At 38.2% G+C, this 15,185-nt stretch carries 17 protein-coding genes; 7 read left to right on the top strand and 10 right to left on the bottom strand.

The genetic code is table 11. The annotated features are described in order from the left end of the window. Window positions 1-319 precede the first annotated feature (319 nt). Complete coding sequence (locus tag BW986_RS15870; RefSeq protein WP_076368833.1) at window positions 320-544, bottom strand: helix-turn-helix transcriptional regulator; 225 nt, start codon at window positions 542-544, stop codon at window positions 320-322. A gap of 134 nt (window positions 545-678) precedes the next feature. Between BW986_RS15870 and BW986_RS15865 the strand changes: the two genes are divergently transcribed. Continuing rightward, window positions 679-1,317 carry a LexA family protein gene (locus BW986_RS15865; protein ID WP_076368832.1) on the top strand — a complete coding sequence of 213 codons (639 nt, stop codon included), beginning with the start codon at window positions 679-681 and terminating at the stop codon, window positions 1,315-1,317. 887 nt (window positions 1,318-2,204) lie between these two features. On the opposite strand, the gene BW986_RS15860 is transcribed toward BW986_RS15865, so the two are convergent. After that, window positions 2,205-2,894: an N-acetylmuramoyl-L-alanine amidase family protein gene (locus BW986_RS15860; protein ID WP_076368831.1), complete on the bottom strand. Its 690-nt coding sequence runs from the start codon at window positions 2,892-2,894 to the stop codon at window positions 2,205-2,207. A gap of 328 nt (window positions 2,895-3,222) precedes the next feature. Further along, window positions 3,223-3,990 carry an alpha/beta fold hydrolase gene (locus BW986_RS15855; protein ID WP_076368830.1) on the bottom strand — a complete coding sequence of 256 codons (768 nt, stop codon included), beginning with the start codon at window positions 3,988-3,990 and terminating at the stop codon, window positions 3,223-3,225. A gap of 165 nt (window positions 3,991-4,155) precedes the next feature. Here BW986_RS15855 and BW986_RS15850 point away from each other — a divergent pair, with 165 nt between their 5' ends. Together BW986_RS15850 and BW986_RS15845 are read left to right on the top strand one after the other, a co-directional pair. Then, window positions 4,156-5,076, top strand: a complete 921-nt coding sequence (locus tag BW986_RS15850; protein WP_260320870.1) for an aminoglycoside phosphotransferase family protein — start codon at window positions 4,156-4,158, stop codon at window positions 5,074-5,076. A gap of 138 nt (window positions 5,077-5,214) precedes the next feature. Beyond that, complete coding sequence (locus BW986_RS15845; RefSeq protein ID WP_076368829.1) at window positions 5,215-5,517, top strand: CotD family spore coat protein; 303 nt, start codon at window positions 5,215-5,217, stop codon at window positions 5,515-5,517. 66 nt (window positions 5,518-5,583) lie between these two features. On the opposite strand, the gene BW986_RS15840 is transcribed toward BW986_RS15845, so the two are convergent. From BW986_RS15840 to BW986_RS29645, 3 genes are all read right to left on the bottom strand, one after another. Continuing rightward, on the bottom strand, window positions 5,584-6,045 hold the full coding sequence (locus BW986_RS15840; protein ID WP_076368828.1) for a GNAT family N-acetyltransferase: 462 nt from the start codon (window positions 6,043-6,045) through the stop codon (window positions 5,584-5,586). 319 nt (window positions 6,046-6,364) lie between these two features. Beyond that, complete coding sequence (locus BW986_RS29650) at window positions 6,365-6,508, bottom strand: DUF3956 family protein (RefSeq protein ID WP_142244635.1); 144 nt, start codon at window positions 6,506-6,508, stop codon at window positions 6,365-6,367. Window positions 6,509-7,026: 518 nt separating this feature from the next. Next, the gene (locus BW986_RS29645; protein WP_260320878.1) at window positions 7,027-7,179 is read right to left on the bottom strand and encodes a hypothetical protein; all 153 of its coding nucleotides are present in this window, start codon (window positions 7,177-7,179) and stop codon (window positions 7,027-7,029) included. Between the two features lie 257 nt (window positions 7,180-7,436). Here BW986_RS29645 and BW986_RS15830 point away from each other — a divergent pair, with 257 nt between their 5' ends. Beyond that, complete coding sequence (locus BW986_RS15830) at window positions 7,437-7,763, top strand: DMT family transporter (protein ID WP_076368827.1); 327 nt, start codon at window positions 7,437-7,439, stop codon at window positions 7,761-7,763. Window positions 7,764-7,786: 23 nt separating this feature from the next. Continuing rightward, window positions 7,787-8,134 carry a DMT family transporter gene (locus BW986_RS15825; RefSeq protein ID WP_076368826.1) on the top strand — a complete coding sequence of 116 codons (348 nt, stop codon included), beginning with the start codon at window positions 7,787-7,789 and terminating at the stop codon, window positions 8,132-8,134. Window positions 8,135-8,379: 245 nt separating this feature from the next. Here the strand turns inward: BW986_RS15825 and treR are convergent, their stop codons facing one another. From treR to treP, 3 genes are all read right to left on the bottom strand, one after another. Further along, entirely contained in the window at window positions 8,380-9,093 is a 714-nt protein-coding gene (treR, locus tag BW986_RS15820; RefSeq protein WP_076368825.1) for a trehalose operon repressor, read from the bottom strand. Window positions 9,094-9,123: 30 nt separating this feature from the next. Continuing rightward, a complete protein-coding gene (treC, locus tag BW986_RS15815; protein WP_076368824.1) occupies window positions 9,124-10,794 on the bottom strand; it encodes an alpha,alpha-phosphotrehalase in 1,671 nt (556 codons plus the stop codon). 79 nt (window positions 10,795-10,873) lie between these two features. Continuing rightward, window positions 10,874-12,325 (bottom strand): PTS system trehalose-specific EIIBC component, encoded by a 1,452-nt coding sequence (gene treP, locus BW986_RS15810; protein ID WP_076368823.1) that lies wholly within the window; start codon window positions 12,323-12,325, stop codon window positions 10,874-10,876. Between the two features lie 328 nt (window positions 12,326-12,653). On the opposite strand from treP, the gene BW986_RS15805 reads away from it, so the two are divergent. Continuing rightward, the gene (locus BW986_RS15805; RefSeq protein WP_076368822.1) at window positions 12,654-13,238 is read left to right on the top strand and encodes a CGNR zinc finger domain-containing protein; all 585 of its coding nucleotides are present in this window, start codon (window positions 12,654-12,656) and stop codon (window positions 13,236-13,238) included. Between the two features lie 120 nt (window positions 13,239-13,358). Then, window positions 13,359-13,913 (top strand): HPP family protein, encoded by a 555-nt coding sequence (locus tag BW986_RS15800; protein ID WP_076368821.1) that lies wholly within the window; start codon window positions 13,359-13,361, stop codon window positions 13,911-13,913. A 136-nt stretch (window positions 13,914-14,049) separates the two neighbouring features. Here BW986_RS15800 and BW986_RS15795 read toward each other — a convergent pair whose 3' ends face one another. Next, window positions 14,050-15,162 carry a DNA alkylation repair protein gene (locus BW986_RS15795; RefSeq protein ID WP_076368820.1) on the bottom strand — a complete coding sequence of 371 codons (1,113 nt, stop codon included), beginning with the start codon at window positions 15,160-15,162 and terminating at the stop codon, window positions 14,050-14,052. Between the last annotated feature and the right edge of the window lie 23 nt (window positions 15,163-15,185).

Here is a 15,185-nt window from a genome sequence, read left to right as displayed (position 1 = left end):
TGGATTTTTACTCCTTTAAGTAATTCCTCCTTTTCATCCTGAGAACAGGATCAATATTTTCAGTGATAAGCCAATTTGACAACACCGCCGTGTACGATAATATCCTCTATGACCTCTCCACGAATTTCCTTACACTCTTAAATGTGCTAACGGCAGCAGCTCCTACTGCAACTTCTAAAGAATTAATTTCCATTTCCACTTTGTTCACCTTCTTTCCATCATTCCTTGAATCTTGTCCCATGGAAGTTAGGATTGCCTTGATTAGACTTTACATTCCTAATGGCCACTCTGTTAAATAAACGCTGGTACACTTGGACTTTCAACTACATTTGAAGTGTAGGTTAGGGTCAAAAAAAATGATCTCGTCGATTGAGAATCCTACACATTCAGCAAATAAATAAGCCTTATCGATTCGCAAAGGAATCTTATATTTCTCATAGTCAATGTAAGTCCTCTTCGCCATCTTCAGCACTTTAGCCATTTCATCTTGAGTTAATCCTTTATACTTCCTCGCTTGTTTAAGAGTGAACTTAACGTTTGTCATATCTTGTCACCACCTGTCTAAAAAAATAATATCACACTTGAAGTATAGTTTTCAACAATTTTTCGCAAAATTCACACACTTTAAGTTTACTCACTTTCACTCTTAGTGTATATTCAAGTAAGAGGTGAAGAAATATGCACATTGGTGAACGGATTAAAATGTTAAGAAAAGAAAGAAAAATGACACAAGAAGATTTGGCAAATATATTAAAAGTGGCCCCAACGGCAGTATCGGCCTGGGAATCCGGGCGGAATAAACCTTTAATGGATAAACTGAGCATGATGTCCACATGCTTTGAAATACCGCTATCCCACCTCATTGAAGGAGCACCTGTCGTCAGCAATAATCCTGGAATGGAATTCCTAAATGAAAAGAATGTAAGATTAATTGGTGTTTACGGAAATATCCCTGCTGGAGATCCTAATTTCACCAATGAATATATTGAAGCCTATATGCCGACATTAAATTCGATGCTAAAATCGAATAAAGAATATTTTTTCCTTAGAGTGAATGGCAATAGCATGAACAAAGAATTCAGAGACGGATCATTAATTCTCGTTGAAAAAACAACCTACATCGAAAACGGAAAGATTGGTGTGGTTTTAGTAAATGGTCACGATGCTACGGTCAAAAAAGTGAATATCAATGAAGGGAACATCACACTCACTCCCTGCAGCACGGATCCTTTTTATGAAGAAAAAACATATAACATCAAAAATGATAGAGTCCGTATTTTAGGAAAAGTGGTTCAAGCCATTAAAATATACGATTAATATCTAACTCGAGGGTTTCTTTACGGAAAGGAAAATAAATGAGTAATGAGCAACAATACATAGATTCAATTCAGTTATTTGCTGATACATTTCAGGTACAAGCCATTATGGTTTGTGCTTTTTAGCTTTTGTTCTTTTTATATGCCATTACAAAGAATCCATTTAAATTTGTGTCAGCTTATATGAAAAAGCATAGCTTACTTTAGTTAAGAAGTGGAATAACCAGCTTATACAACTCCCGCAGAACCAGTTTTTTAGACCATTTACTGATGAATTAAAAAAAACGAAAACTATCGTAACATTGAATCACCTGCAATTATCATTCGGCGATTTAAAATCATATCCATTTTACCAAGATTACTTATTTCATTGCGTAACTGTATTTGGAAACTATATGCGTAGCAGGCCTTATTTTTTATTATTCGATTCATAACTCATGTAAGAATCTTATAATTGGAGAATAAGCATTTGCCTCTGTAGCTCTAGAAGGGAAGAGCGCCGGAAAACATTGTAGCCACCGGGTCGCAAGGTAAGGGTTTCAGAAGCACCGAAAAGCAAATACGCTGAGGCAGGTGGAATTCCTGCCGGTGAAAATCCGTAGGGAAGCGTGTTCTCCCCTAGCCTATGCTTACGAAAGGAGTGCGGGTTCGAATCCCGTCAGAGGCTTGTTTCCTGAAAAATGCGCTTGTATATCCTTCCAGAAATTGACCCACATTTCCTTCAGAATATCCAAGTGATGGATCAAATCAGGACAGTTGAATGTACATGATTATTTCATTACATGCATATTCCTGAATGAGGAAAAGCCCCTCTCTTTTTGAGAAGGGCTTCCTGCGTGGAGTGCTTCTGGAAGTTAATAATAATTTAACCAGTCAATTATTAATTATTCATTTCACCCGCAACTTCTGGTTTACTGTAATTGTGTACTGACTGTCAAGACCGTTCCAATCTTTAATTTGCTGAACCGTACTGCCATAAGCGATGCTTAAGGAGTATACGGTATCCCCACTAACGACAGTGTGGTATACAGCTGTACTTTTCTTTGTAAGATTGAAGCATTTAACTAATCCGTTTACATGTCCGCGAGCCAGTGATTCGATAAAGGATGCCGTTTTCAATTTGGCTGCGTCATTGACATTATCGATAAATCCATTTTCAGTCAGGAGTGCAGGCATGTCCGTTTCACGGAGTACATGTAAATCTCCTGTTTTTTGTCCTCTGTCCTGGATGTTGATAAGCTTCATGATCTCTGAATGAATATAATCTTGATACGTTTTCGTGATCTGGTTAGTGGACGTATAGATGTAATCCTCGTACCCAGTTCCTCCGCCGGCATTAATGTGGATGGAGAGATAAAAGTCAGCTCCCCACACGTTCGCTGCATTCGTACGATCGTTTAAGGAGGGGTACGAATCTTGGGTCCTGCTCATTTTCACATAAACGTTTTTATATTCTAGTAATAAGATGTCTTTGATTCGAGTTGCAATGGATAAAGTTAAATCCTTTTCTATCAATCCATTCCCCACCGAGCCTGGATCCGTACCTCCATGGCCGGGATCAATAAATACTTTTACCATTTCTATCACCTCTATTAATCTTATGCTATGTATTAACAAATGCTTGTACACATAACTATCGGATTAAAGAAATTTCAAAATAATATAGAATTCTTCATCTCGACTTCCGTTCCCAAAAAAAATACACCCCAAAAGGTGTTTATGGCATATTATTTTATGACATTCTCCCAACGGACGAGAGTTTTTTGAAAAAGCTTTCTTCTATTTTTTCACTTTGGTATCAGGAATTGTTGGAGAATAAGCCATCTATAAACAAAGTGATGGAAGGAGATAGAGAGATTTAAAATAGTCAGCATTAACCAAAATACTCTAACGAAAAGCTTTGCATCTAATGTTTATGGTTTGTTTTATTTAATTGTTCTGCACAATCTTTGATTGAGTCAATCACTATGGTTGGTTCTGATAATTGTGGAAAATGTCCACTTTTTTCAGCGACAATGTGTTTGCTGTTTCTTGACAATGATAGTAATTCCAATTGGTTCTCAAGTCTTTTTTTTCGAACTTCCTCTAGCATCATTCGATTTTCTTGTCCACCAGTAATTACAAATACAGGTATTTCGGGAAATGTATCAGTTTGTTGGATTTGATCCACAGTTTTTTCCACAAAATTAACTTCATTGAATTGTTTATGTGAAGACAAGGAATCAAACATCTTGAACATCTTATTAATGGTTTTTACTGCCTTGCCTTGATATTCATTAAGGCTAATATCTTTCGTGGTACTGGATTCTAAAAAAACAATTCCCGCTACTTCTTTTGGGTAAAGTCGGGAATATAAATTAGCATATAAGCCGCCTAGGGAATGTCCCACCAATAAATATGGAGGTTCAAATCCCACGATTGTTAATGCTTCTCGTAAAGTGTTAACAATATTTATCCCGTCTTGGCTTTCCTTCGGTTTATCGCTGCCAGCAACACCAAAACGATTATAGGAAAATACTGATGAAGTTTCCGAAATAGCCGGCAGGATTTTCATCCAACCCTCTATCGGTCCAGAGCCACCGTTAATTAAAACTATATTTGGCTTGCCGTTTCCACTAATATTATATTGTAACGTCCCTTTTGGTGTATCCACTTTATATTTTTCAATTTTCAATGCCAGCACACCTCACTTGTTTAAATTACTTTACGTGTGTAACAAGCTATTGGTTTCATTTATTGAAATTGCAATCAAATATGAGGCTTTTGAATTTTTCATGAATGTTATAGGAAAATGTGAAGTTAAATTCCTTAACATTGAACGGGATTAAGGAGATGTCATATGATGAACGAATATGATAAGTTTGAACGATTGGTTCAAAAGTTAGATCCAGGAAACAAGCTAATTCGAGCATGGAAATTAAAAGGCGGAATTTCTGCACAGGTGACAGGACTTGAAATATTGCAACCGTCAGGGCGAATCATAAAAATGATCGTTCGTCAGCATGGTGATAATGACTTGAAACGGAATCCAAATATTGCAGCAGATGAACACAAGCTCTTAGGGATATTGAAAGCTGCCGGTTTGCCTGTACCGATGCCTTATTACATCGAGGAATCCTGCGAGATATTTTCCAAGCCATGCATACTTATCGAGTTTATTGGGGGTAAGTCGGAATTCACCCCTTCAAATCTTAATGATCATATCTTACAATTGGCAATCAATCTGGCAAAAATCCATCGTGTTGATTGTGCAAATCTTTCTTTATCATTCCTTCCTAAACTAGAAAATACATATGTAGAGATGTTAAATAATAAAAATAAGGTAGTCCTGGACGAAACATTAAATCTGAGCTTGATTAGAGATTTGTTAAAATCTTCCTTTCCATTACCCTCCATGAATAAAGAAGTGATCCTTCATGGTGATTATTGGCCAGGAAATATATTATGGAAAGAAGATAAACTAGTTTCAATAATTGATTGGGAAGACTCAGGCTTAGGGGACCCTTTGGCTGACCTCGCCAATAGTCAACTCGAAATTTCATATCATTTTGGAATGCAAGCGATGGATCACTTCACAAATCAATATAAATCCATGATGCCGGAGGTGAATTTTACAAACTTACCCTTCTGGCAATTATTTGCCGCGTTACGGTTATCTACATTTCCTGAATGGGGCTTGGAAAAAAGCAAGGAAAATAGCTGGAGGAAAAGACACAAGTCATTTGTTCGTCAAGCAATTAACCAAATTCGTTTAAATTAATGTTCATTCAATTTTTTAAAAATGAGTGAAAGATCTGATATGCCCATGAACTTTTGATAAAGGCATTTATACCAGTCCCTTTATCAATTTTTTTCATAAACTAACAATGACTCTCAAAAAAATCCAGGAGGTGTTTAAATGTATAATAAGCCCTGGAGGCATCCGAAAGGCGGTCAATGTCCACCACAATATTGCCCACCTCACAGAATGCCTACTCAGTATATTCCACCTCAAATCTCCCCAACAAAGCAAAATGTTAAAACTAATGTCATTAACACTGTGATTCCAGTTTTTCACCCGACACATACAACTACCGTGAATAAACACTTCAACACATATATACCGCATACCCGAAGTATTGTGAAAGAGTGTTATAGCCAAAGCTTTGTTTGTGGAGTTCCTCAACCCCCCAGTTATTCGAGGAGAATGTTAAGATATTAATTAAAAAACCCCAATTAGGGGTTTTTATTCATTCCTTCAACCTTTGAAAATGGACATCCAAAGGATTTACAACTGTCTATACGCGAACTCCCTACACTTTTTAAAGTTTTGTTTCTTATAAAACTCTTTTGCAGCTATGTTTTCAAACCAATAATCCAGTTCAATTAAATCTATATCATTCTTTTTGGCAATTTCATAGACCTCATTCATTAGTTTTTTACCGTAACCTTTTTGGGTTTGATTTTCATCGATACTAAGCTGATGCACATATACTGATTTATACTCATTTTTAAAAGCGCTTTCTGGATAGGTTTTAATTTCAATCCATGCGTAACCGATCGGTTCTTCAAGTTCTTTTAAAACGAGAAAAACAAAACTGTTATTTTCAACCAGATTTTTGAAAGTTTCTTTCATGGCACTATAATCATATTCCTTAAAATACTTAGGATATAGTTTTGCATGCAAATTGTGAACATTTCGATTTAATTTTGCAATTACTTCATGATCCCTAGTTTGACAAACATACATGATTATCCCCCTGTCTATATCCTGTGAATTTCCATATACCAACAATGTCTTCATTCAAAAGTACAATCATTTATAAAGCCAGTCAATAGCCGTAAAAAAGAATCCCATTCCTAAAGACACAGGCAAAGTTCTTTTTTCATTCTGGGTAAAAAAAAGACTTTTTGTTTAGCTTATGATTTACTGGTCGTTAGTTGAAGAAGTAGTAAAAAGGGATTTTCAATTGGAAGATCCCTTTTTACATGCCGATAACATCTGATTATATTACTAGTTTTGAAGTGTATGCACTAAAATGGAATACCTAAATTATTGGGAACGTGATCTATTCTCCGCAGACTGGAAATCCTAATCCAATCAAAGTTGATGCTAATAGAGATGAAATACGGATTCTAAGTGTAGCTACATCATCAATTTCAGTAACTAAAAAGAATTGACCATCAACTTCTAAGATACAAGGTGATTGCACTCTTTCTTCCCCCTTTCTATTAAAAGATATAGTAGTATATGAAAGAAATATAAAAGTGTAATAGTTTAATAGTTTGATTTTAAGATGTAATAGTAAGTTTAAAATTACTATGTTAATTGCCTATATGCCTGTAATAAAAGGATTATCAGAGGTGAGAAAAAGTAAAGAAAGAACAATTAGGTTATATTAAAGTATGTAGTTTTAGCTGTTTCGCCCTAACTGTCTGATTGAAGTGGCGAATTCCTAAGAACAAAAAGGAGAACAAATCATATGGTTGACTTTTTCTCCCCCTTTCTTATTTTATTCCAAAGGCTAGTATGGAATTGCTGCATATCCCCATCTTTTTATGTTTCCATGCTATAAAATGAACCTTCTGTAAAGACCCATTGGCTTAAATGCTCCGGTATTGTACTTGGCGCGTTCCTCACTGGACTTAGGGGAATAAATCCTACTGAAAAACGAATCGTGAGTATTTAGCTATTGTCGGGTCATATCCATACCATATATTCTATCGAGGTTTATCTTAAAATAAACCTCTTTGAAGAGATTCTTCCGCCAGTGCTCAAGCAAGCCAAAATAATGACAATATCGGAATTACTGCCAAGAAGGGTTAAGCAAACGTCATTAGCCACTATCTTTTTTCCTGATAAAATGGGTATAGATGTTTTTATGGAAACGGCATGGCTGACATCCGTAATCGCCTTATTGAAGCATTCTTTGTTTAAATCAGTTCATCCTTCTTATATGTTGCTATCATGGTCGAAGAAGCGCTTATTGCATCACTTTCAGCCTAATATTGAGCGTGAACAGCAATGACAGAAAAAATGAAACTAACTATAGGTGGTATTAGTTTAATATGAGTCCTTTAGATGTTAAGATTCTTGGGGGAAGTGACGAAATTAGAATGAATATTTAGGAGGAGTTCATCTTGAATCCTTATGCGTTTTTGGCAATAGCCATCCTAAGTGAAGTGTTTGGCAGCTCGATGTTAAAAGTATCAAACGGGTTTAAAAAGTTATTCCCTTCCATTGGTGTGGTAATTGGAATGGGTTTGGCTTTTTATTGCCTGTCATTATCACTAATAACCATTCCGCTTGGAACGGCTTATGCCATTTGGTCGGGAATAGGCACAGCTTTAACGGCTTTAGTGGGAGTTATCGTTTATAAAGAAAGCTTTAGCCTGAAGAAATTTTTAGGTTTAGTCCTGATCATTGGAGGAGTGGTGGTTTTGAAGGTCTCAAGCGGGGGCAATTAACATAAGTAATCGGAGGTAATAGTATGAAAGGATACATAGCTTTAGGGATATCCATCATAAGCGAAGTATTTGGTACAACCATGCTTAAGTTGTCTGAAGGATTCTCGCATTTATTCGCATCATTTGGAGTTATAATAGGATTTGGAATTGCATTTTATAGCTTATCTATATGTCTTAAAACAATTCCGTTAAGCTTGGCATATGCCATTTGGTCAGGAATAGGCACAGCTTTAACGGCATTAATTGGCGTACTATTTTGGAGTGAGCCATTTAGTATCACTACATTTGGTGGCTTAGTATTAATCATTGGTGGAGTGGTTTTACTAAATGCTTCCCATTCTCCCAAACAAGCAGAGGGATCGTCAAACTAATGGTTTGACGATTCTCCTCCTCTCCCCCCGGTCGTTCAAAAATAAAAAGAGTCCAATTCGATATCTATAAGAATGACACGATACATTGAACAGCATTAAAAAAGGCCGCCACGGCGACCTTCTCCTTTTGCATGGAACTGAACTTTCATGAATCAGTCCATCCCTGATTCTACAGCATTTCCTTGGCAAGCTAATTGTTTTTACATTTCATCCGTAGTCTGCCAGGCATCAAATACCTATAGCCTTCACCAAGTCCTGCGTGCAAAGTCCGTGAACTTGAATTTATCGGGTCTATGCCTGGATTCGCTATACTGAAACAAGCTTCCATCGATTAAATGGACCGTACTTTTCACGACTGCCACCATATCGAAGTCTTCAATGTCCAATAATTGTTTATCTTCTTCACTGCATGGTTCCACGGTAATTTCCTTATTGGAAAAACCGATCTGGAGCCCGAGTTCCTTTTCGATATATCCATAAATCGAATCCTCACAAATTTCCTTCGTCAAGTTAGTTACGAACTCGCTTTTGAAATAGTCTTTGTCCAGTATGATTTTCTTGCCATTGATTTGCCGTACCCGGAACACTTTCCATACCTCACGATCATCAGTTAAGTCTAAAAGCTTGGACATATTTGCGTCGGGGGTCTCAAGCTCCAACTTATGGATGATCGTTTTGGAATGCAAATTCAACTTTTCCACCATTTCTTTATAGGAAATCAATCCTGCTACAGGAAAATTAAATTTGCTGAAATCCAAGACAAATGAACCCTTGCCTTTGATTTTATGGATATATCCATTTTGTTCAAGCAACTGTAAGGACTTTCTCACCGTATCCCTGGATATGTCATACTCTTCCATGAAGCTGCTTTCGGAAGGAAGCTTTGAATTTGTCGGAAAGGTTCCTTCTTCAATTTTTGAAACGATATCACCATATAGCGATAGATATTTGCTGTTCATTTCATCACCACAATATATTTTTCTTGTCTGCTACTTGTCCTTTTTCAACAAATAGGCAACCGATTCATAGGGACGAAGGATAAAATCACCTGCAAGTTCTTTCGAATCGATATAGTTTGAGAGCAAGAGCTCTGAGTTGTATCCGAATAGGTCCATATCTTTTGGAATCTTGAAGGACGCTTCTTTTGCATAAAAGTTATTGATGACCAAAAGTTTCTCATCTTTATAACTACGAACATATGCGAACAATTGGTCATGGTCGCCTAGAATTTCCTGGTAGTCCCCATATGCAATGATATCATGTTTCTTGCGTAAGAATATAAGTTTTTGGTAATGATGAAAAATGGAATCCTGATCCTTCAGTGCGTGTTCAGCGTTTATTACCTTAGCATTATCAGGCACCGAAATCCATGGCGTCACTTTTGTAAAGCCTGCGTGCTCCGTATCTTCCCACTGCATGGGAGTTCGAGAGTTATCACGGGATTTAGCCTGAAGAATTTCGATTATTTCCTTTTCATCCTTGCCTGCCTCTTTTAAAATATTATAATAATTAATCGATTCCACATCCCGATATTGTCCAATATCATTGAATTTAGGGTTGGTCATTCCTATTTCCTCCCCTTGATAAATATAAGGGGTTCCCCTAAGCATATGAATGGCTGTTGCCAGCATCTTGGCAGATTCCTTATGATACTCTTGATCATTCCCAAACCTGGATACGATCCTCGGCTGGTCATGGTTGCACCAGAACAGGGCATTCCATCCATTTCCCTCTTGCATCCCATACTGCCAGCTGCTTAGGATCTCCTTTAACTGCCTGAAGTCAAAATCTGCAAGTGACCACTTTTCCCCATCTTTATAATCCACCTTTAGATGATGGAAACTGAATACCATGGACAGCTCCTTTTCAACTGGAGATGAATATTTGATGCAATGGTCAATGGTCGTCGATGACATTTCCCCTACAGTCATCACCTCTACATCCTTCCCAAATGTTTCTTCATTCATCTCTTTAAGGAATTGATGAATTTTGGGACCATCTGTATAAAAGCAACGTCCATCTCCATCATCGTCATTTTCATAGGAGTCAGGTTTCGAAATAAGATTGATCACATCCAAACGGAATCCTTTGACACCTTTATCCATCCAGAAGTTTACTACATTGAAGATTTCCTGCCTTACTCTGGGATTTTCCCAGTTAAGATCAGCTTGGGTCCGATCGAACAAGTGAAGGTAGTATTCATCATGTTCCGCTACATATTCCCATGCAGGGCCTCCGAATTTCGATATCCAATTGGTAGGGGGCTCTCCATTTTTCGATTTCTTGAAAATATAATAGTCCTTATATTCTTTATCTCCAGCCAATGCTTTTTGGAACCATTCATGCTCTGTTGATGTATGGTTGAATACCATATCCAGCATGATTTGGATATCCCGCGAATTGGCTTCCTTCACCAATCTTTCGAAATCATCCATCGTCCCGAAAACAGGATCGATGGATGTATAATCCGCTACATCATATCCATTATCATTCTGAGGTGAACGATAAAAAGGGGTCAGCCAAATATAATCCACTCCCAGTTCATTCAGATAATCAAGTTTTTCAATAACACCATTTATGTCCCCGATGCCGTCACCGTTCGAATCCATAAATGACTTCGGATAAATTTGATAGATGGTGCTTTTTTTAAAATCCTTCATTGTGATCCTCCTCTGCTATCCCTGATGTATCTATTGCCAGTATGGTAAAAAAGAGGGAGAATGCTCTCCCTCCGCGTTATTAAGCATTTAATTTCGTTGTTTTCGTTCTTGTTTTCAAATTCATTTTAGGACGTTTGGAGAATGCAATAGTCAAAATGAATGGCACAACGAAAGCTACCAACATCGCAAGCGCAAACATTCCCATGTGCTGTGGCTGGATGGATAGGATACCTGGGATCCCTCCAACACCGATGGAATTTGCCATTACTCCAGATCCGACTGAAACGATCCCTGCGAAAAGTGAACCGATCATACCGGCTAAGAACGGAAAGCCGTATTTCAGGTTAATCCCGAACATGGCTGGCTCGGTTACACCGAGATAACATGAAATCGTAGCGGGTATGGAAACTTGCCTTTCCTCCTGGTCCTTTCTGTTGATGTAAATCATCGCAAGCACGGCCGTTCCTTGTGCAATATTGGATAATGCGATCATCGGCCATAGGTTCGTACCGCCAAGTTCACTCATAAGCTGAAGATCGATTGCATTTGTCATGTGATGCAGTCCCGTGATGACAAGCGGTGCATAGGCAAAGCCGAAAACGGCAGCAAATAACCAGCCAACTGATGAAGTCAATCCCGAATATACAACTGTAGAGATGACAGAACCGATTTTCCAGCCTAAAGGCCCCAGAATGGTATGGGCAATGATTACAGTTGGAAGTAAAGCGAAAAATGGAACGACGATCATGGAAATGGAATTGTGCACTTTATCTCTCAAGAACCGTTCTAAATACGCCAAGACAAACCCTGCAAGTATAGCTGGGATGACTTGAGCCTGATAGCCGATCATATCGACCTGGGCAAAACCGAAATCCCAAAAAGGTATGTCACTTGCCTTTGTGTTTGCCACTGCATATGCATTAAGAAGTTGTGGGGAAACCAGGGTCAAGCCAAGGACGATGCCGAGAATTTGAGTCGTGCCCATTTTCTTCGAGATTGACCATGTAATCCCAACAGGAAGAAAATGAAAAATAGCTTCACCTATCAGCCAAAGGAAGGCGTGGACCCCTGCCCAAAATTGGGAAATATCCACAAGGGTTTTTGTGCTATCATCGAACATTTTAATATCACCAATGATATTGCGGAATCCAAGAATGAGTCCGCCAACGACAATGGCAGGAATCAGCGGGGTGAAAATATCCGCAAGATGGGCAATCATACGCTGCAGCCAGCTCATATTCTGTTTAGCAGCATTTTTCACATCTTCTTTTGACGCTTCCTGAAGTCCAGCTATGGAAACGAATTCATTATAAAACGATGATACTTCGTTCCCGATTATGACCTGGAACTGGCCCGCTTGTGTAAACGTTCCTTTCACAAGCTTAATTGATTCGATATTCGTCACATCCGCCTTGGAGGGGTCCTTCAAAGCAAAACGCATTCTTGTCGCACAATGCGTAACCGTTGCAATATTTTCTTTCCCTCCGACATGTTGAAGCAAATCCGTTGCTGGTTCTGTGTATTTACCCATTTCACTACTTCCTTTCCCTAGAAAGCAAAATATAGTTGTTTTTATAACCTGTACGTATAGGTTCTGTATACGCTTTCATATTATCCTGTACGTACAGGTTCTGTCAAGAACTTTTTCCCTCACTTTAATAGGATTGATAATCATGTGATTTCATTTACTATACTGTTAATTGACAATATGATTTTTGATAATACGCTTCATGTTATCGCCGTCATTTCTCAAGAAAGACGAGTAGCTGAAAAATTCCGAAATAGGGTATAATGATGACATAACCTCTCCATTAGCATTTTAATGGTTAGAATTTCGTTAGAAAATGGGAGATGAATCTATGTCCGAAACTAATAAATTTCCATTAATATCAGGTAATCTTTCTCTGGATTTAGTGAACACGGAACTAGTCAGTCGTGGTCAGCGGCAAGACTTATTACTCTCAGAATCGGATGTGTTGGAATGGCTTGCTGTAATAAAAGGGAAAAACGCATATTGGGATAATCAGCTATCCTTGAAAATTAAAGAGAGAATTCAACAGGTATTTGTAGACATACTGGAAATGCGGACTTTTTTAAGAAAACAATTTGAGTCAATAGCGGATGGAAATATGATTTCCGATGAGTTTATCGCTTTTTTAGAAAATAAAATTGAAAAATCACCTTTCGCTTATAAATTAATGAATCAAAAACTTGTTCCCATACCTGTTGGAGAAGCCGAAGATATCCTGCTATCTTATATTGCTTTTGACACATTAACATTAATCGAAGAAAATAAGCTGTCATCACTAAAGCGGTGCTCGAATGATGATTGTGTACTGTTATTTATCGATGAAAGCGGAAGGCGCAAGTGGTGTTCAATGAAAATATGCGGGAATAGGAAAAAGGTTGCCCGATTTCAACACCGGAAATCTGATGATCAATGAAGAGCCAACTTATTATAAAAGTTGGTTTTTTTATAATTTTTAAACTAACCTATAAAATTGTTTTTGACAGGTTAGTGTGTTTCGTGTAATGTCTAATTATATAAAAAGGGAGGGGTAATATTGGACCGTATATCAATAGCGAGGCCTAAAGACAAACGCTTTTTTCATCTTCGTTATTTTTCTAAGATGAAGGGAAAAGGAAGAAGCCCTTTACCGATAAATGTAAAGGACGCAATAACGGGACTGATTGGGGGATTTTTAACAATATTCGCTTTAATTCTTTTAACAAGAATAACTTCAGCAGCGTGGTTAATGGCTCCTTTTGGTGCCAGCTGTGTACTGGCGTACGGTCTGTGGAACGCGCCGTTATCACAGCCCAGGAATATAATTGGCGGCCATTTCGTTTCAACATTCGTAGGTTTAGCTTCCTATCATTTTTTTGGCGATGAGCCTTGGGCGATCGGCTTGGCTGTCGGATTAGCAATTGCGGTGATGATGCTGACAAAAACGACGCACCCGCCAGCTGGGGCAGACCCGCTTGTAGTCATGCTTGGCCAGTATAGCTGGAGTTATTTATTTACGCCTGTTTTAACTGGTGCTGTGATAATCGTCTTACTGGCATTGCTCATTAATAATTTGCGCAGCAATCGGAGCTATCCAACGTTTTGGATTTGATTGCTTTTTAATGTGTTATTTGCAATTCTTTCACTATCATCAAATAATTAATGACGAGGAACTTTCAGCTCCTCGTTTGTCAGTTATAAGTGCTGGTAATCCTGTTAATTAATCAAGAACTCCCATACTTTTTAAGTTATCCTTCAGCGTTTAGTTTGATATGCGTTTCTGCAACCTCCACTCCGTTCACAAGGAGTGTTATTCGATGGATTCCCATATAATGTCGACGGGTCGTCAGGTCTTTCCAACTGTGAATCCTCACTCTTTCAACTCTTTCACCATCTGAGAAATCCCTATCTGCCAAAAGGAAAATTTTACGGGACGTTTTCTGATTGGCTTTTACGAAATCGATGGCATACTCAATGCGAAGTTTCGCTGTTTTCTCCGCATGCACCTGAAAGCCGAAATGAAGTTCAGTGGTTTCCCCAATATAAATCGAGTCAGGTTCATTTCTTATAAATGCCTTTGTAATGATATTCGGATTATTCAATACATCCGTGTATCCAAATAATGAAAGGACTTCTGGATCTCCTTGACGAACTAGGGTCCTGCATCCCCGTCGGACAATCCAAATCGTGTTGGGCTCTCCGCTTTCATACCAGCACTTTGCAGTTTCTATTACGGTTTTAGGATGATCTTTGGCAATATCATTCAAATTATTGGCCACACTTTTGCGAACATATAGGGATGAATCGTTTTTCAGGTTCTCAAGTAATTCCAAGACAGGTGCCGGATCGGATTTGAACATCGGTAAAGATTGCCCCCAAGGTAACCTGGGCCTGCATCCCTCACTTGCCAGCCTGCGGACATGCTCATCCGCATGTTTTGTCCAGTTCTTCATTTTTTCGATCATTTGAACAGGGTCAAGTAAGATGAAAGCACGCACTGCAAATTCGGAAGATGACTTTGAAGTAAACCGCTCCAAGGCATCAAGCGATAACGGCCAATCTTTCTTATTCAATCCATGTACCTCTACAAAATCCGGGAAAAATAAATATCTAAAACCTTCACAATCCTTATCAAGTCGATACAAAATATCCAAAGCCTCTTGATAATCACTTGGAAGGTGCTTTCCAAGAGTAATGGAAATATGTCTAATTCGTTCTTTTAACTTCCTCTCGTCCCAATGTTCATCAATCACTTCCTCTACAAACAATTCGGTAGAGAAGGACGGATGGACACCCTTTACTTTTTCACCGAATTCACGAATGAACGTTTCATTATATAAATCCTTTAAGGGTTCAGCCATTCAATTCACTTCTTTTCTTCAGG

It is taken from the genome of Peribacillus simplex (genome assembly GCF_900156045.1).
Lineage (GTDB): Bacteria > Bacillota > Bacilli > Bacillales > DSM-1321 > Peribacillus > Peribacillus simplex_D.
This window is presented reverse-complemented; position numbering and strand designations above follow the sequence as displayed.

What these genes read in the sequence shown, in the direction of transcription:
- BW986_RS15870 (WP_076368833.1), bottom strand. Translation starts at nt 544, where the DNA reads ATGACAAACGTTAAGTTCACTCTTAAACAAGCGAGGAAGTATAAAGGA.
- BW986_RS15865 (WP_076368832.1), top strand. Translation starts at nt 679, where the DNA reads ATGCACATTGGTGAACGGATTAAAATGTTAAGAAAAGAAAGAAAAATG.
- BW986_RS15860 (WP_076368831.1), bottom strand. Translation starts at nt 2,894, where the DNA reads ATGGTAAAAGTATTTATTGATCCCGGCCATGGAGGTACGGATCCAGGC.
- BW986_RS15850 (WP_260320870.1), top strand. Translation starts at nt 4,156, where the DNA reads ATGATGAACGAATATGATAAGTTTGAACGATTGGTTCAAAAGTTAGAT.
- BW986_RS15845 (WP_076368829.1), top strand. Translation starts at nt 5,215, where the DNA reads ATGTATAATAAGCCCTGGAGGCATCCGAAAGGCGGTCAATGTCCACCA.
- BW986_RS15840 (WP_076368828.1), bottom strand. Translation starts at nt 6,045, where the DNA reads ATGTATGTTTGTCAAACTAGGGATCATGAAGTAATTGCAAAATTAAAT.
- BW986_RS15825 (WP_076368826.1), top strand. Translation starts at nt 7,787, where the DNA reads ATGAAAGGATACATAGCTTTAGGGATATCCATCATAAGCGAAGTATTT.
- treR (WP_076368825.1), bottom strand. Translation starts at nt 9,093, where the DNA reads ATGAACAGCAAATATCTATCGCTATATGGTGATATCGTTTCAAAAATT.
- treC (WP_076368824.1), bottom strand. Translation starts at nt 10,794, where the DNA reads ATGAAGGATTTTAAAAAAAGCACCATCTATCAAATTTATCCGAAGTCA.
- treP (WP_076368823.1), bottom strand. Translation starts at nt 12,325, where the DNA reads ATGGGTAAATACACAGAACCAGCAACGGATTTGCTTCAACATGTCGGA.
- BW986_RS15805 (WP_076368822.1), top strand. Translation starts at nt 12,654, where the DNA reads ATGTCCGAAACTAATAAATTTCCATTAATATCAGGTAATCTTTCTCTG.
- BW986_RS15795 (WP_076368820.1), bottom strand. Translation starts at nt 15,162, where the DNA reads ATGGCTGAACCCTTAAAGGATTTATATAATGAAACGTTCATTCGTGAA.